Source organism: Kitasatospora sp. NPDC041917 (assembly GCF_055589745.1).
The window spans coordinates 1-17,668 of sequence record NZ_JBVJBI010000075.1; the positions used below are offsets into that span (position 1 = coordinate 1).

Annotated in this window: 11 protein-coding genes; 9 read left to right on the forward strand and 2 right to left on the reverse strand. The window is 71.2% G+C overall.

The genetic code is table 11. The features are described 5' to 3' along the window. Nucleotides 1-132: 132 nt before the first annotated feature. Entirely contained in the window at nt 133-1,536 is a 1,404-nt protein-coding gene (locus tag ACZ6EM_RS39570; RefSeq protein WP_401055809.1) for an APC family permease, read from the reverse strand. A 465-nt stretch (nt 1,537-2,001) separates the two neighbouring features. Then, a complete protein-coding gene (gene eccCa / locus ACZ6EM_RS39575; RefSeq protein WP_465774598.1) occupies nt 2,002-5,946 on the reverse strand; it encodes a type VII secretion protein EccCa in 3,945 nt (1,314 codons plus the stop codon). Between the two features lie 359 nt (nt 5,947-6,305). Here eccCa and eccD point away from each other — a divergent pair, with 359 nt between their 5' ends. The 9 genes from eccD to ACZ6EM_RS39620 all read left to right on the forward strand — a co-directional run bounded on the left by eccD (nt 6,306) and on the right by ACZ6EM_RS39620 (nt 17,389). Then, on the forward strand, nt 6,306-7,763 hold the full coding sequence (gene eccD / locus ACZ6EM_RS39580) for a type VII secretion integral membrane protein EccD (protein ID WP_401044785.1): 1,458 nt from the start codon (nt 6,306-6,308) through the stop codon (nt 7,761-7,763). Between the two features lie 224 nt (nt 7,764-7,987). Next, nucleotides 7,988-8,278 carry a 30S ribosomal protein S15 gene (rpsO, locus tag ACZ6EM_RS39585; protein WP_401044788.1) on the forward strand — a complete coding sequence of 97 codons (291 nt, stop codon included), beginning with the start codon at nt 7,988-7,990 and terminating at the stop codon, nt 8,276-8,278. A 454-nt stretch (nt 8,279-8,732) separates the two neighbouring features. Beyond that, nucleotides 8,733-10,940, forward strand: coding sequence for a polyribonucleotide nucleotidyltransferase (locus ACZ6EM_RS39590; protein ID WP_401044790.1), 2,208 nt, complete (start codon nt 8,733-8,735; stop codon nt 10,938-10,940). 140 nt (nt 10,941-11,080) lie between these two features. Beyond that, nucleotides 11,081-12,412, forward strand: a complete 1,332-nt coding sequence (locus ACZ6EM_RS39595; protein WP_401044799.1) for a M16 family metallopeptidase — start codon at nt 11,081-11,083, stop codon at nt 12,410-12,412. 32 nt (nt 12,413-12,444) lie between these two features. Continuing rightward, on the forward strand, nt 12,445-13,191 hold the full coding sequence (gene dapB, locus ACZ6EM_RS39600; protein ID WP_401044792.1) for a 4-hydroxy-tetrahydrodipicolinate reductase: 747 nt from the start codon (nt 12,445-12,447) through the stop codon (nt 13,189-13,191). Nucleotides 13,192-13,231: 40 nt separating this feature from the next. Beyond that, nucleotides 13,232-13,690: a tetratricopeptide repeat protein gene (locus ACZ6EM_RS39605; RefSeq protein ID WP_359911597.1), complete on the forward strand. Its 459-nt coding sequence runs from the start codon at nt 13,232-13,234 to the stop codon at nt 13,688-13,690. Beyond that, nucleotides 13,687-14,418, forward strand: a complete 732-nt coding sequence (thyX, locus tag ACZ6EM_RS39610) for an FAD-dependent thymidylate synthase (RefSeq protein WP_359911594.1) — start codon at nt 13,687-13,689, stop codon at nt 14,416-14,418. Before ACZ6EM_RS39605 ends, thyX begins: the two co-directional genes overlap by 4 nt. A gap of 215 nt (nt 14,419-14,633) precedes the next feature. After that, nucleotides 14,634-15,533, forward strand: coding sequence for a 4-hydroxy-tetrahydrodipicolinate synthase (gene dapA / locus ACZ6EM_RS39615; protein ID WP_359911591.1), 900 nt, complete (start codon nt 14,634-14,636; stop codon nt 15,531-15,533). A 170-nt stretch (nt 15,534-15,703) separates the two neighbouring features. Then, nucleotides 15,704-17,389 (forward strand): ribonuclease J, encoded by a 1,686-nt coding sequence (locus tag ACZ6EM_RS39620; RefSeq protein ID WP_401044796.1) that lies wholly within the window; start codon nt 15,704-15,706, stop codon nt 17,387-17,389. The last annotated feature ends 279 nt before the right edge of the window (nt 17,390-17,668 follow it).

Below are 17,668 nucleotides of genomic sequence, written 5' to 3' on the forward strand. Positions count from 1 at the left end.
CCGCTGATGACCGCGGCGGAGCTGCGGGCGATCGCCACCAGCCCGCAGTGGAAGCCCGGGAAGTAGCGGGAGACGGCGGTGCCCCGGGCTGGGGGAGGCCCGGGGCACCGCCGTGTGGGGGAGGGGTGGGGGTCAGTCCTGCTGGTCCTCGGGGAGGCTGATCACCCAGCGGGTGTCCTGCCGGGGGCGCAGGTAGAACAGCCAGTAGAGGGTGGCGGCGGCGGTGATGCCGCCGGTCCACAGCAGGGGCTCGGTGTCCAGCTTGGTCATGACGTAGACCAGGACGGCGATCAGCACGACCGGGACGGCCGGCCACAGCGGCATCCGCCAGGCGGCGGCGTGCTTGTGGTGGGCGCGGCGGGAGAGCAGCGCGGCGATCGCGACCAGCAGGTACATCCCGGTGACGGCGACGCCGGTGATGTTGCTCAGCAGTTCGCCCTTGACGAAGCAGAGCGCGGCGCCGGGCAGGCCGACCGCCAGGGTGGCGATCCACGGCGAGCCGAAGCGGCCGAGGGTGCCGAAGGCCTTGTTGACCGGCTCCGGCCAGGCCTTGTCGCGGGCGGAGGCGAACAGCACCCGGGAGTTCTGGATGACCATGACGATGCCGGCGTTGATGATGGCCAGCGCGACGCAGAGGCTGATGAAGGTGCCGACCGCGGAGTTGCTCCAGGCGGTGACCATGCCGGAGATGTCGCCGGCCGACAGGGTCTGGAGGTCGGGGGCGCCCATGGTGATGGCGACGACCGGGACCAGGATGACGGCCGAGGAGATGCCGAGCGTCCACAGCACGGTGCGCGAGACGTTGCGGCGGGGGTTCTCCAGCTCCTCCGACAGGTAGACCGCGGTGGAGAAGCCCTGGGTGATGAACAGGGCGATGCCGAGCGCGCCGACGATGGCGCCCACGCTGACCGTGGTGGTGGCGCCGTTGTCCCCGGTGACCACGCCGTGCAGCAGGCTGGGGGCCCCGCTGTTGGTGTGGGCGAAGCCGAGCACCGAGACCACGCCGGCCGCGATGACCTCCAGGACCAGGAAGATGCCGGTGATCCAGGCGTTGGCGCGCAGGTCGAGCAGGCCGGCCAGGGTGGCGGCCAGCATCACGGCGGCGCCGGTCATGGCCTTGTCCAGGTGCAGGACGGGGGCGAGGTAGTCGGCGGTGCCGAGGGCGATGACCGACGGGACGATCATCACCACGATCAGCGAGAGCACGAAGACCAGCCAGCCCATCAGCCGTCCGGCGAGGGTGCCGACCATCGCGTACTCGCCGCCGGCGCTGGGGATCAGGGTGCCGAGCTCGGAGTAGCAGAACGCGACCGCGACGCAGAGCACGGTGCCGATCGCGATGGCCAGCGCGGTGGCGCTGCCGATGCTGGAGAACAGTTCCGGCACGATCACGAAGAGCGTCGAGGCGGGCGTGACGCAGGACAGCGTGAGCAGGGTGCCGCCCACCACGCCGATCGAGCGCTTGAGCTGCTGGGGCGCGGCCGCCTCGGCCGCCGGGGCGGCTACGTTCTGTGGCGGACGAAGCGTGTCGGTCATGTGGCTTCCGATCGGCTCTGCGGTGCTGGAGTGGGAGCGGTATCGCCTCCGCTGGCTGGTTGCTCGGTGTCCGGTTCCAGTCGCTCCCTGGCCGCCATGGAACCTTGGGCGTATTGATTGCGTCAACGCCGGAACTGCTTCGGAATCCGTTGCGGTGAGCGGCACGGACATGCGATCCGATGATCACTTTCGGTCATTGCGAGCTTTGTCCGACTTGTTACCTCAGCCATATGGCAATTGAATCGAAGGTGAACAAAGGGGGAGTAGCGTGATTCAAAGGCCATACTCCGGATGGACGGCGACACGCCAGGTGCCCCCGAATCGCCCGGCAACTCCCCGGCCGGGTACGGGAACCGCAGCCCCCGACCGGAAAGTGGCAGGTAACGTTTCGGAACCTGGGACGCCGAAGGGGCCGGACCCCACGGGTCCGACCCCTTCGCTCACCGTCCGTGACGGCCGGCGCGGCTACGCCACCGGCAGCCAGCCCGTCTGGACCATCTGCCCGCTGGTCACCCGGCGTGACACGTAGACGCCCCGGCCCGGCGGCAGCGCCTGCGGCTTGACCGTCCCCAGCAGCGCGCCCTCGTCCCGGTTGCCGGAGAGGATCACGCCCTGGCCGCCGAGCTCGCGCATCCGCTGCAGCACCGGCTCGTACAGCGAGCGGCCGGCGCCGCCCGCGCTGCGGGCCACGATCACCCGCAGGCCGATGTCGCGGGCGAACGGCAGGAACTCGGCCAGCGGGGCCAGCGGGTTGCCCGAGCTCGTCGAGACCAGCTCGTAGTCGTCGACGATCACGAACATGTCCTTGCCGCTGTACCAGCTGCGGTTGCGCAGCTGCTCGGCGGTCACGTCCGGGCCCGGCAGGCGGCGCGAGCAGGCGCCGCGCAGCATGTCGACGATGGCCGCCATGGCCGGCTGCGCGGCCGCGTACTCCACCAGGTACTCCGGCGGCACGGTGCCGAGCAGCGCGCGCCGGTAGTCGCCGACCACGATGCCCGCCTGGTCCGGGGTGTAGCGCTCGGTGATCTGCTTGATGAGCATCCGCAGCACCGCCGACTTACCGGACTCGGTGTCGCCGAAGACGATGAACAGCGGGTCGGTCTCGAAGTTGACGAAGGCCGGCGCCAGCTCCGCCTCGTCCACGCCGAAGGCGACGCCGCGCTCCGGGTGCTCGAAGCCCTTCGGCAGCGAGTGGCCGTCCAGCACGGCCGGCAGCATCCGCACCTGCGGGGCGCGCGGGCCGGTCCAGGCCCCGTCGACGGCGCTGACCAGCCCGGCCACCCCGGTCTGCAGGTCGTCCACCGAGGAGGAGCCGTCCAGGCGCGGCAGGCCGGACAGGAAGTGCAGCCGTTCCGGGGTGATGCCGCGCCCGGCCAGCGGCGGGACGTTCTGCGCCACCCGGCGGTCGACCTCGGACTCCATCGCGTCACCGAGCTTCAGCTCGGTGCGGTTCTGCAGCAGGTCCTTCAGCGCCGGGCGCACCTCGGCGTACCGGGCCGCGGTGATGACCAGGTGCACGCCGTAGCCGAGGCCGCGCTGGGCGATGTCGCCGATCACCGGCTCCAGACCCTCGAACTCCTGCTTGAAGGTGTTCCAGCCGTCGATCACCAGGAAGACGTCGCCGAAGGCCTCGTCCGGCAGCTGGCCGGCCGCCCTGCGGGCCCGGTAGGTGCCGATGGTGTCGATCCCGGCGGCCCGGAACAGCTCCTCGCGCCGGTTGAGCACCCCGTGCACCTCGGAGACCATCCGGCGCACCTTGTCCACGTCCAGGCGCCCGGCCACCCCGCCGACGTGCGGCAGCCCGGCGAGCGACTGGAAGCTGCCCGCACCGAAGTCGAGCAGGTAGAACTGCACCTCCAGCGGGGTGTGGGTGAGGCCGAACGAGGCCACCGTGGTGCGCACCACGGTGGACTTGCCGGAGCGCGGGCCGCCCACGATCAGGCCGTGGCCGGCCGCCCCCGCGTAGTCGACCTCCAGGATGTCCGTCTTCTGCTCGCGCGGCTTGTCGACGATGCCGATCGGCACCCGCAGCCGGCCCGCCGGGTAACCGGGCGCGGTCAGTCCGCGCTCCGGCACGACCTGCAGCGGCGGCAGCAGGTGGTCCGTGCTCGGCGCCTCTTCCAGCGGCGGCAGCCACACCTGGTGCGCGGCCGGGCCCTGGCCGGCCATCCGCTGGACGAACACGTCCAGCACGGTGTCCACCAGCGCGTCGTCCTGCTCCGGGGCCTGCGGCGCGACCTCCTCCTCCACCGGGTCCGGCAGGTCCACGAAGGCCGCGGTGAACTCGACCGGGCGCGCGTTGACCCGCCGCCCGCCGGTCGACCGCTGCTGCCCCGGCGCCCGGTACGGCCCCGAGACGTAGGCGGCCTTGAACCGGTCCATCACGTCCTCGCCGAACTTGAGGTAGCCGACGCCCGGCACCGGCGGCAGGTGGTAGGCGTCCGGTACGCCGATCGCCGCCCGGGACTCCGCGGCCGAGAAGGTGCGCAGACCGATCCGGTACGACAGGTAGGTGTCCAGGCCGCGCAGCTTGCCCTCCTCCAGGCGCTGCGAGGCCAGCAGCAGGTGCACGCCCAGCGAGCGGCCGATCCGGCCGATCTGGATGAACATCTCGATGAAGTCGGGCTTGGCGGTGAGGAGTTCGGAGAACTCGTCGATGATCAGAACGAGCGAGGGCAGCGGGTCCAGTGCCGCGCCGGCCGCCCGGGCCCGCTCGTACTCGTGGATGTTGGCGTAGTTGCCCGCCGAGCGCAGCAGCTCCTGGCGGCGGTGCAGCTCGCCCTCGATCGCGTCGCGCATGCGGTCGACCAGGGTGAGCTCGCCCTCCAGGTTGGTGATCACCGCGGAGGTGTGCGGCATGTCCGCCATGCCGGAGAAGGTCGCACCGCCCTTGAAGTCGGCGAGGACGAAGTTCAGGATCTCCGAGGAGTGGGTCATCGCCAGTGCCAGCACCAGCGTGCGCAGCAGCTCCGACTTGCCGGAACCGGTCGCGCCCACGCACAGGCCGTGCGGGCCCATGCCCTCCAGCGCGGCCTCCTTGATGTCCAGGTAGACGTGCTCGCCGTTGGCGCCGACGCCGATCGGCACCCGCATCCGCTCGTGCTGGGCGCGCGGGCGCCAGCTGCGGGCCACGTCGAAGGAGCCCGGGTCGCCCGAGCCCATCATGTCGGTGAAGTCGAGGTTGGACAGCAGCGGCTCGTCGTCCCCGCCGGCCGAGATCCGGTACGGCGCCAACTGCCGGGCCAGCGCCTCGGACTGCCACACCGACAGCAGGTCGGGCTTGCCGGTGTACGTCGCGCCGGAGGCCGAGCGCAGCACCAGCTCCTCGGCGCCGACCGTCACCATCAGGTGCCCGCTGGGCTCGTCGACCTCGCCCGGCACCACCTCGATGACCGTCACGCCCTGCACGCCCTCCGGGCTCGCCAGCAGCGATTCGTGCGGCACCCCGGCGCCGTCCATGACGACCACCAGGTGCGGCTGGTCGGACGGCGGCGCCACCTCCCGCACGAAGCGCTGGCGGCCGGCCAGTTCGTCCTGGAGCAGGTACTCCAGGTCGCCCAGGTCGGTCGCGAACAGCCGGCGCGAGCCCGCGCCGTCGGCCTCCTTGCGGTGCTGGTTGTGCGGGAGCCACTTGGTCCACTCCCACTCGTCGGCCGCACCGGGCGCGGCCGCGACCGCGACCATCAGGTCGTCCGGCGAGTGCAGGGTGGTCAGCTGGGCGATCATCGCGCGCACGTTCCCGTACACCGAGTCCGGGTCCCCGCACACCGTGATGTGGTAGAACGCCCGCAGCGAGACCGCCAGGGGCAGGTCCTGGAGGGTGCCGTGGGCCTTCAGGAAGGAGTGCATCGCGGCCGCCGACAGCGGCTCCAGCTCGTCCATCGGCGCGGTCTGCGGTGCCACCAGCGGCGTGGACAGCTGCACCGGCCCGAGGCCCACCCGGATCTGCGCGAAGTCGCCGTCCCCGGTCCGCCGTTCCCACAGCCGCCGGCCGTCCTCGACGATCGACCAGAGCTGGTCCGGCGCCGGGTTCAGGAACAGCAGCGCGCCGCGCTGGCGCTCCGCCGTGCGGCGCACCTGGCGGCGGGTCTGCTGGAGGTACTTCAGGTAGTCGCGCCGCTCGTCCGCCATCGCGGTCGAACCGCCCTTGCGGGCCCGGACGATCTGCGCCAGCACCATGCCGAGCGTCGAGGCGATCATCAGACCGCCCATGATCTTCATCGGCGCCGCGGCCCCCGGCGAGAAGAAGAACACCGCCGATCCACCCATGCCCATCATCGGCAGGATGCTCATCAGCCAGTCCTCGCCGCCCTGCCGGGGCAGTTCGGGCGGGCTGACCAGCTCCACCGGTTCGTCCGGCACGGTGGGCGGGTACGCCCTGGCCGGTCGCTTGACCGTGATCACACCCATGTGTCATCCACCCCGCGGCGTCGATCGATCACTTCGGTATCAGCCCTCACGCGATTGCGTACGGTCCGTACGGGAATCCGGTGGCTGAGGACGCCCCACCCAGCGCAGCCCCCGTACCTTTGCGCAGGCGCCGATCCTAACGGTCGCCCCCGCACCGCCCGCCAGGGCCCGGTACGCACCGGCAGCGGACACGAACCGAACGGGTAGGGTAACGCCGCGCCAACTCGCGGCCCGGCCGGGCCGGTTCCACAGCAACACCGAGCGCCGCCGTGCCTCGGCACCGTCAACAAGGGGGAGCGCCAAGTGCGTCGAAGGATCGAGGTGGGTGCCCTCATGGGCGAGCGCAGCGAGGTGGACGCATGAGCGCCGCCGCGACGGGCTACTGCCGGGTGACCGTCGTCGCCCCGGACCGCCGGATCGACGTCGCCCTGCCCGAGGACGTCCCGCTCGCGGACGTCTACCCCGAGGTGCTGCGCCTGGCCAACCAGAGCCAGCCCGACGGCACCCCCACCGGCTTCCACCTGGTCCGCCGCGACGGCACGGTGCTCGACAGCGGGCTGCCGCTGGCCGCCCAGCAGGTCCGCGACGGTGACCTGCTGGCGCTGCGCCCGTTCGCCGAGTCGCTCCCGCCGGCCGTCTACGACGACGTCGCCGACGCGATCGCCAGCGCCGTCGAGGCCGACCGCCGGTTCTGGACCGCCGAGCTGATGCGCGGCTTCGGCCTGATCGGCGCCGGGGTGCTGCTCACCCTGCTCGGCTTCGCGCTCTGGTTCTCCGACCTGCGCCACGACATGCACGGCCTGCCCGGTGTCCTGGCCGGCGTCACCGCCGTCGTGCTCACGGCGCTCGCCGGGGTGCGCGCCCGGGTCTACCGGGACGCCCACGCGGCCGTCGCGCTCGGCCTCGGCGCGCTGCCGCACGCCATGATCGGCGGCAGCGGCCTCATCGCCGTCGCCCACCCGGGGGACGGCCCCGGCCGGCTCCAGTTCCTGGCCGGCTGCGTCGCCGTCCTGGTGGTCTCCGTGCTGCTGGCCGGCCTGCTGCCGGAGAAGGACGCGGTGTTCGTCGCCGCCGCCCTGGTCTCCACCGCCGGCGCGCTCGCCACCTTCGCGGCCGTCCTGCTGCCGCAGACCCCGGCCGGGCACATCGCCGCCGTCACCGGCGTCGCCGCCGTCGCCGTGGTCGGCTTCCTGCCGAGCCTCTCCGCCCGCTTCGCCCGGCTGCCGGTCGGCTTCAGCGCCCCCGGCCAGACCCGCACCCGCAGCCGCGACTACGACGAGGAGGCCGAGCGCGCCGAGGCCGTCCAGTACGAGCGGATCGCGCACCAGGCCCGCCGCGGCCACGAGGTGCTGGTCGGCCTGGTCGGCGGCTGCGCCGCGGTCGTGGTCGGCGCCTGCGCCGTCCTCGGCTTCACCGACGAGACCTTCCCCGAGCTGCTCGCGCTCGCGCTGGGCCTGACCACCATGCTGCGCGCCCGGCTGTTCCGCTACACCGCGCAGGTGCTCAGCCTCACCGTGGCCGGCCTGCTCGGCCTGAGCCTGCTGATCGTCGGGCTCTCCCTGCACACCCCGCAGTTCTTCCTGCGGGCGGCCGGCTCCACCACCGAGCTCGACCTGCGCACGATCTGGCTGACCGCCTCGATCGCCTTCGGTGCCGCGCTGCTCACCGCGATCGCCCTGGTGGTGCCGCGGCTCGGGGTCTCCCCGTTCTGGGGGCGCATCCTGGACCTGGTGGACAGCCTCACCCTGATCTCGCTCGTCCCGCTGGCGCTCGCCGTCCTGGACATCTACCGGCTGGTCCGCGGCGCCACCGGCTGACCCGCGGGCCGCCCGCCGCGGCCCCCGATGCCGCCCTCCCGGCCGCCCGCGGATCCGCCGGACGGCCGGGTGGGGCGGCACTGGTACGCTTGGCCTCCGAGCGCAGCCGTGTGTCCGCAGCCCCGTCGTGGGCCGCAGGGCGTCGGCGGTGCTCGCGACACCGAGTTCTCGATGAGTCCTGTGCTGTCGACCAGGACCGCTCGGTAGACCCCGAAGGAGTTGCAGTGGCTCTCGCCTCTGACGTCAAGAAGCAGATCTTCGCCGAGTTCGGCCAGAAGGAGGGCGACACCGGTTCCCCCGAGGTCCAGGTGGCCATGCTCTCCCGTCGTATCTCGGACCTGACCGAGCACCTCAAGATCCACAAGCACGACCACCACTCGCGTCGTGGCCTGCTGATCCTGGTCGGCCAGCGCCGCCGCCTGCTGCAGTACCTGGCCAAGAAGGACATCGAGCGCTTCCGTACGCTCGTCGACCGCCTGGGCATCCGCCGCGGTGCCGCCGGTGGCGCCCGCTAAGACCGCCGCTCGGGGCGGCTCCCCACACCGGGGAGCCGCCCCTCGCGCGTATGCCGCGGCGATCGGGCCGCGGCGCCCGCAGATAACAACTCGCGCGCACCTCCCCAGGTGGCCGAGGATTGCACCGTAGGGTTGTGGGCATGCCGGGTGATGGCGCAAACAGCGCGCCACCCGGGCAGAAGGACCCGAACCCCCCGCGGGACGAAGGCTTCAAACGGAAGCCGCCCGCATCCGAGAGAGCGTCCAGACGCGGACCGCCCAAGCCGGCCCGGCAGCCGTGAGGCGCCGGTCCTCGGTAGTGGCCGTCGGAACCCCCGCAGACCGAGCGGGGCACTCCGGAGGCTTCGATCGAAGACCGGCCCGACTGCCGCCCTCCTGGCGAGGGCCCGGGGCCCACCGCAGGCAGTACGCGGGGACGCTCTCCCGGAGACGTACGAAAGAGGAGATCTTCCAGGTGGAAGAGAACGTGTTCTACGCCGAGGCCGTGATCGACAACGGTTCCTTCGGCACCCGTACCATCCGCTTCGAGACCGGCCGTCTGGCCCGTCAGGCCGCCGGTTCCGCCGTGGCCTACCTGGACGACGACACCATGGTGCTGTCGGCCACCAGCGCGTCCAAGCAGCCGAAGGAGCACTTCGACTTCTTCCCGCTGACCGTGGACGTCGAGGAGCGGATGTACGCCGCGGGCCGTATCCCCGGCTCGTTCTTCCGTCGCGAGGGCCGGCCCTCCGAGGACGCGATCCTCACCTGCCGCCTGATCGACCGCCCGCTGCGCCCGTCCTTCGTCAAGGGCCTGCGCAACGAGGTCCAGGTCGTCGTCACCGTGATGGCGCTCAACCCCGACCACCTGTACGACGTGGTCGCCATCAACGCCGCCTCCGCGTCCACCCAGCTGGCGGGCCTGCCGTTCTCCGGCCCGATCGGTGGCGTGCGCGTCGCGCTGATCAACGGCCAGTGGGTGGCCTTCCCGACCCACAGCGAGCTGGAGTCGGCCGTCTTCGACATGGTCGTCGCCGGTCGCGTCCTGCCGGACGGCGACGTCGCGATCATGATGGTCGAGGCCGAGGCCACCGACAAGACCATCAAGCTGGTCGAGGGCGGCGCCGAGGCGCCGACCGAGGAGATCGTCGCCTCCGGCCTGGAGGCCGCGAAGCCGTTCATCAAGGTCCTGTGCGCCGCGCAGTCGCAGCTGGCCGCCCAGGCCGCCAAGCCGACCGGCGAGTTCCCGGTCTTCCTGGACTACCAGGACGACGTCCTCGCCGCGCTGAGCACCGCCGTCAAGGACGAGCTCGCCCAGGCCCTGACCATCCCGGGCAAGCAGGAGCGCAACAACGAGCTGGACCGCGTCAAGGCGCTGGCCGCCGAGAAGCTGCTGCCCGAGTTCGAGGGCCGCGAGAAGGAGATCAGCGCCGCCTACAACGCGCTGACCAAGAAGATCGTCCGCGAGCGCGTCATCAAGGACAAGGTCCGCATCGACGGCCGCGGCGTCACCGACATCCGCACCCTGGCCGCCGAGGTCGAGGCCATCCCGCGGGTGCACGGCTCGGCCCTGTTCGAGCGCGGCGAGACCCAGATCCTGGGCGTCACCACGCTGAACATGCTGCGCATGGAGCAGCAGCTGGACACGCTCTCCCCGGAGACGCGCCGCCGCTACATGCACAACTACAACTTCCCGCCGTACTCCGTCGGTGAGACCGGCCGCGTGGGCTCGCCCAAGCGCCGCGAGATCGGCCACGGCGCGCTCGCCGAGCGCGCCCTGCTGCCGGTGCTGCCGACCCGCGAGGAGTTCCCGTACGCCATCCGGCAGGTCTCCGAGGCGCTCAGCTCCAACGGCTCCACCTCGATGGGCTCGGTCTGCGCCTCGACCATGTCGCTGCTGAACGCCGGTGTGCCGCTGAAGGCCGCCGTCGCCGGCATCGCCATGGGCCTGATCTCCCAGGAGATCGACGGCGAGACCCACTACGTCACGCTGACCGACATCCTCGGCGCCGAGGACGCGTTCGGCGACATGGACTTCAAGGTCGCCGGTACCCGCAACTTCATCACCGCCCTCCAGCTGGACACCAAGCTGAACGGCATCCCGGCGTCGGTGCTCGCCGCCGCGCTGAAGCAGGCCAAGGACGCCCGCCTGCACATCCTCGACGTGATGAACGAGGCCATCGACTCGCCCGACGAGATGTCCCCGAACGCGCCGCGCATCATCACCATCAAGATCCCGGTGGACAAGATCGGTGAGGTCATCGGCCCCAAGGGCAAGATGATCAACCAGATCCAGGAGGACACCGGCGCCGAGATCACGATCGAGGACGACGGCACCATCTACATCGGTGCCGCCGACGGCCCGGCCGCCGAGGCCGCCCGCACCACGATCAACCAGATCGCCAACCCGACCATGCCGGAGGTCGGCGAGCGCTACCTGGGCACCGTGGTCAAGACCACGACGTTCGGCGCGTTCGTGTCGCTGATGCCGGGCAAGGACGGCCTGCTGCACATCTCGCAGATCCGCAAGCTGGCCGGCGGCAAGCGCGTCGAGAACGTCGAGGACGTCCTCGGCGTCGGCGCCAAGGTCCAGGTCGAGATCGCCGAGATCGACCCGCGCGGCAAGCTCTCCCTGATCCCGGTCGTCGAGGGCGAGGAGGGCGGCGAGGCCGCTTCCGAGTGAAGCGCCGCTAGCTGACCCCGCGGCCCGTACGCCTCCCGGCGTGCGGGCCGCACCCCGTTGTCCACGCGTTCGTCCGTACGTGCCCATCCACACGTGCGTTTCCTCTGGAGGTACCCCCCGTGGCGCAGGCCCCGGCGGTAATGCAGCGTCCCGGCACCACCCGGACCCTGCTCAAGGGCGTCGACGGCGCCGGGACGGTACGCCGCACCGTCCTCCCCGGCGGCCTTCGGGTCGTCACCGAGACCCTGCCCACGGTGCGCTCCGCCACCTTCGGCATCTGGGTCGGCGTCGGCTCGCGGGACGAGACCCCGCAGCTCAACGGCGCCACCCACTACCTGGAGCACCTGCTCTTCAAGGGCACCGAGCGGCGCAGCGCGCTGGACATCTCGGCCGCCCTGGACGCGGTCGGCGGCGAGATGAACGCCTTCACCGCGAAGGAGAACACCTGCTACTACGCCCGGGTCCTGGACACCGACCTGCCGCTGGCCATAGACGTGGTCTGCGACATGGTCACCGGCTCGCTGATCCGGCCCGAGGACGTGGAGTCCGAGCGCGGCGTCATCCTGGAAGAGATGGCGATGGCCGAGGACGACCCGGGCGACGTGGTGCACGACCTGTTCGCCAAGGTGATCTTCGGCAGCGGCCCGCTCGGCCGCCCGATCCTCGGCACCCAGGAGACCATCAGGACGCTCACCCGGGACCAGATCGCCGGCTTCTACCGCCGCCGCTACCGGCCCGAGCAGCTGGTCGTCGCGGCGGCCGGCAACCTCGACCACCGCAAGGTGGTGAAGCAGGTCGAGGAGGCCTTCGCGACGGTGCTGGCGGCCTCCACCGCGGCCCCCGCGGAGGCCCGCCGCGGCGTCAAGGCGCTGCGCACGGCCGGCCGGGTCGAGGTGCTCAACCGCTCCACCGAGCAGGCCCACCTGGTGCTGGGCGTGCCCGGGGTGCCGCGGCACGACGAGCGCCGCTGGGCGATGGGCGTGCTCAACGCGGCCCTCGGCGGCGGGATGAGCTCCCGGCTGTTCCAGGAGGTCCGCGAGAAGCGGGGCCTGGCGTACTCGGTCTACTCGTACTCCTCGTCCTACGCGGACAGCGGCCTGTTCGGCATCTACGCGGGCTGCCAGCCCAAGCGGGTCGAGGAGGTGCTGCGGATCTGCCGCGCCGAGCTGGCCAAGGTGGTCGAGGAGGGCATCACCGAGGAGGAGCTGAACCGGGCGATCGGCCAGATCTCCGGTTCCACCGTGCTCGGCATGGAGGACACCGGCTCGCTGATGAACCGGATCGGCAAGGCCGAGCTCAGCTACGGGCACCACCTGTCGGTGGACGACATGCTGGAGCGGATCGCCGCGGTGACCCTGGAGGACGTCCACGCGGTGGCGCGTGATGTGCTGGGCGCGCACCGGCCGTCGCTCGCGCTGATCGGCCCGGTCAATGACAAGCGGGCCGCCAAGCTCGCCGATCTGCTGGTCTGATCCGCTGATTCCCAGGTGAGAGGAACTTTGCTATGACGCTGCGTGTCGCCGTGATCGGCGCCAGGGGTCGGATCGGCTCCGAGGCGGTCAAGGCCGTCGAGGCCGCGCCGGACCTGGAGCTGGTGGCCGCCCTCGGCCGCGGCTCGAAGCTGGAGGAGCTGACCGAGGCCGGTGCCCAGGTCGCCGTCGAGCTGACCCATCCGGACTCGGTGATGGGCAACCTGGACTACTGCCTGGACCACGGCATCCACGTGGTCACCGGCACCACCGGCTGGACGGACGAGCGGCTCGCCACCGTCCGCGCCCGGCTGGCCGAGGCCCCGGAGCTCGGCCTGCTGATCGCCCCGAACTTCTCCATCGGCGCCATCCTCGGCATGAAGTTCTCCCAGATCGCCGCCCGGTACTTCGAGTCGGTCGAGGTGGTCGAGCTGCACCACGACCGCAAGGCCGACGCGCCCAGCGGCACCGCCACCCGCACCGCCCAGCTGATCGCCGCCGCCCGGGCCGAGGCGGGCCGGCCGCCGCAGCAGGACCCGACCACCCACAGCCTGCCCGGCGCGCGCGGCGCCGACGTGGACGGGGTGCCGGTGCACGCGGTACGGCTGCGCGGCCTGCTCGCCCACCAGCAGGTGATGTTCGGCGACACCGGTGAGACGCTCACCATCCGGCACGACTCGCTGCACCACAGCAGCTTCATGCCGGGCATCCTGCTGGGCGTGCGCAAGGTCGTCGGGACGCCGGGGCTGACCTTCGGCCTCGAACACTTCCTGGACCTGTGACAGTGTCGATCCGAACCGAGCCGACTCCCGGAGGGGCCCGATGACCTCCCGTACCGGTTTCTTCGTCCTGTCCGGTGTGCTGCTGCTGGTCGCCCTGGTCTGCGTGGGCGAGGGCGTCCAGCTGATCGCGACCGGCAAGCCGCTCGGCATCGGCATCGGGATCTGCGCCTTCGTGATCCCGGTGATCGGCGTCTGGTTCCTGCGCCAGACCGTCCGCTTCGGCCGGGACAGCGAGCGGCTGGCCCACGAACTGGAGGCCGAGGGCGGCCTGCCGGTGGACGAGCTGAAGCGCAGCAAGGGCGGGCGGATCGACCGGGCCTCGGCCGACGCGGTGTTCGCCCGCCGCCAGGCCGAGGCACAGGCCGCGCCGGGCGACTGGCGGGTCTGGTTCCGCCTCGCCGTGGCGTACGCCGACGCCGGCGACACCCCGCGCGCCCGCAAGACCATGCAGCACGCCATCAAGCTGCACAGCACCGAACCCGCAAGGAGTAACGCGTGAGCGACGAACCGACGGCCCCCAGCTTCCGCAGCGACGTGACGGTGGAGCTGGTCCGCAGCGCCGCCGCCGACTCGGACGTCATCTGGGCGGCCCGGGTCTCGACCGCGGGCGAGCAGTCCCTGGAGGCCCTCCAGCAGGACCCGGAGAAGTCCAAGGGCCTGATCAACTTCCTGATGCGCGACCGGCACGGCACGCCGTTCGAGCACAACTCGATGACCTTCTTCATCAGCGCGCCGATCTTCGTGTTCCGGGAGTTCCACCGGCACCGCAGCGGCTGGTCGTACAACGAGGAGTCCGGCCGCTACCGCGAGCTGCAGCCGGTCTTCTACGTCCCGGGCGAGGAGCGCAAGCTGGTCCAGCAGGGCCGCCCCGGCAAGTACGAGTTCCACGAGGGCACGCCGGAGCAGCACAGCACCACCACCGGGGCGATGGAGGCCGCGTACCGCGAGTCCTACGCCCGCTACCAGGAGATGCTGGCAGCCGGAGTGGCCCGCGAGGTGGCCCGCGCGGTACTGCCGGTGGGCCTGTTCTCCTCGATGTACGCGACCTGCAACTCGCGCTCGCTGATGCACTTCCTGTCGCTGCGCACCCGGCGGGAGAACTCGGCGGTGCCGTCCTTCCCGCAGCGCGAGATCGAGATGGTCGCCGAGCAGATGGAGGAGCAGTGGGCCCGGCTCATGCCGCTCACCCATGCGGCCTTCGAGAAGCACGGCCGGGTCGCCCCCTGACCTGGGACGACCGGCATACGGGCAGAGTGTCTGGCATGTCTGGATTGCGGCTTATCTAGCCGCTCCCTACATTCGTGAACACGGATTCCGGTGCTGCCCGAACCCCCGAGCGGGCAGCACCGGAATCCCACGTCCGCGCCACCGACGCGCTACACCTGTCCGAACACTGGACCGGCATGGGCAACGCCCCACCGCCTACGAGTAGCTTTGGACGCATGGCTCCGACCTCCACCCCCCAGACGCCGTTCGGCCGGGTCCTGACCGCCATGGTCACCCCGTTCACCGCCGACGGCGCGCTCGACCTCGACGGCGCCCAGCGCCTCGCCACGCACCTCGTGGACTCCGGCAACGACGGCCTCGTCGTCAACGGCACCACCGGTGAGTCCCCGACCACCAGCGACGCCGAGAAGGCCCAGCTGGTCCGCGCCGTGGTCGAGGCGGTCGGGGACCGCGCCCACGTGGTCGCCGGCGTCGGGACCAACGACACCCACCACAGCGTCGAGCTGGCCCGGCAGGCCGAGGCGGCCGGAGCGAACGGCCTGCTGGTCGTCACGCCGTACTACAGCAAGCCCCCGCAGGAGGGCCTGTACCGGCACAACGTCGCCGTCGCCGACGCGACCGGGCTGCCGGTCATGCTGTACGACATCCCGGGCCGCAGCGGGGTCGCGCTGAGCCACGAGACGCTGGTCCGCCTCGGCGAGCACCCGCGGATCGTCGCCAACAAGGACGCCAAGGGCGACCTCGGCGCCGCGGCCTGGGCGATCGCCCGCTCCGACCTCGCCTGGTACTCCGGCGACGACATCCTCAACCTGCCGCTGCTGTCCGTCGGAGCCGTCGGCGTGGTCAGCGTCGTCGGGCACGTGGTGGCCGGGGACCTGCGGGCGATGATCGAGGCCTTCCTGGCGGGCGATGTGGTCAAGGCCACGAGCATCCACCAGCGCCTGCTCCCGGTGTTCAGCGGTATGTTCCGCACCCAGGGCGTGATCCTCGGCAAGGCCGCGCTGGAACTCCAGGGCCTGCCCGCCGGCCCGCTGCGACTGCCGCTGGTCGGAGCGACGCCCGAGGAGATCGAGCGATTGAAGCAGGATCTCGCCGCCGGCGGGGTACACCTTTGACAGACACGGACGTGCGCGCCCCGGCTCGCCGGACCTCCCAGGGTCCGCCGCTGAACCGGTCCGAAGGCGCGAGAGCACAGACCCAGTAGGAAAACGACACTGAGTACGCGCGCCATATGTCTCCAGGGGGAGGACCCCGGGCATATGGCGTGCGTCGTGAGGAGAGTCTTTTGAGCCACCCGCACCCCGAGCTCGGCGCGCCCCCGGCACTGAAGGAGGGCGCCCTCCGCATCACTCCGCTCGGCGGCCTCGGCGAGATCGGCCGCAACATGACGGTCCTCGAGTACGGCGACCGCATCCTGATCATCGACTGCGGCGTCCTCTTCCCCGAGGACGAGCAGCCCGGCGTGGACCTGATCCTCCCGGACTTCAGCTACATCCGGGACCGTCTCGACAAGGTCGACGGCATCGTCCTCACCCACGGGCACGAGGACCACATCGGCGCCGTCCCCTTCCTCCTGCGGGAGAACCCGGACATCCCGCTGATCGGCTCCAAGCTGACCCTGGCGCTGATCGAGGCCAAGCTCGTCGAGCACCGCATCCGGCCGTACGTGCTGGAGGTCAAGGAGGGCGAGCGCGAGCGCATCGGCCCCTTCGACTGCGAGTTCATCGCCGTCAACCACTCCATCCCGGACGCCCTGGCGGTCGCGGTCCGCACCCCGGCCGGCATGGTCGTGGCCACCGGCGACTTCAAGATGGACCAGCTGCCGCTGGACGGCCGCCTGACCGACCTGCCGACCTTCGCCAAGCTGGCGGAGGAGGGCATGGACCTCCTGCTGGTGGACTCCACCAACGCCGAGGTCCCCGGCTTCATCCCGCACGAGCGGGACATCTCGGCGGCGCTGCGGAACGTCTTCGCGAACGCCGACAAGCGGATCATCGTGGCCTCCTTCGCGAGCCACGTGCACCGCATCCAGCAGGTCCTGGACGCGGCCCACGAGTACAAGCGCAAGGTCGCCTTCGTCGGCCGCTCGATGGTCCGCAACATGGGCATCGCCCGCGACCTCGGCTACCTGAAGGTCCCCGGCAACATGGTCGTGGACGTCAAGCAGCTGGACGACCTGCCGGACAAGGAGGTCGTGCTGATCTGCACCGGTTCGCAGGGCGAGCCGATGGCGGCGCTGTCCCGGATGGCCAACCGCGACCACCAGATCCGCATCGTCGAGGGCGACACCGTCGTCCTGGCCTCCTCGCTCATCCCGGGCAACGAGAACGCCGTCTACCGGGTGATCAACGGCCTGACCCGCTGGGGCGCCAAGGTCGTGCACAAGGGCAACGCCAAGGTGCACGTCTCCGGCCACGCCTCGGCCGGCGAGCTGCTCTACTTCTTCAACATCTGCAAGCCGCGCAACCTGATGCCGGTCCACGGCGAGTGGCGCCACCTGCGCGCGGCCGCCGAGCTGGGCATCGCCACCGGGGTGCCGCGCAACCGCGTGGTCATCGCCGAGGACGGTGTCTGCGTCGACCTGGAGGGCGGCGTCGCCCGCATCGTCGGCAAGGTGCAGGCCGGGTACGTCTACGTGGACGGCTCCTCGGTCGGCGACATCACCGAGGCCTCGCTCAAGGACCGCAGGATCCTCGGCGAGGAGGGCTTCATCTCGGTCTTCGTCGCGGTCGACTCGACCAACGGCAAGATCGTCGGCGGTCCGACCATCCAGGCCCGCGGCTCCGGCATCGACGACAACGCGTTCGTCCCGGTGGCCGCCAAGCTCCAGGAGGCGCTGGACCGCTCGGCGAGCGACGGTGTCCTGGAGCCCCGCCTGGTGCAGCAGCTGGTCCGCCGCACCATCGGCAAGTGGGTCGCCGACAACTACCGCCGCCGGCCGATGATCCTGCCGGTCGTCGTCGAGGTCTGACGCTCGCTCAACACCGGCTGAGGCTGGTTTGACGTGGGGCAACCCGGTGCGTAATGTTCTCCGGGTTGCCCCACGGGACGGCCCCTCGGAAACGGGCTCGAATCTGAATTCGAGAACGACCGGGGAAAACGGACCGAGAAACTCTGATAGAGTTCGGGAGCGCCGAAAGGCGAAAGCGAATCGAATGAATGAAACTCCGGAAAACGGAGCGGAAAACATCTGATAAGCTGGAAACACGAAAGAACGAAGCCCGGAGGGTCCGCTGGAAGGCGGTCCGAA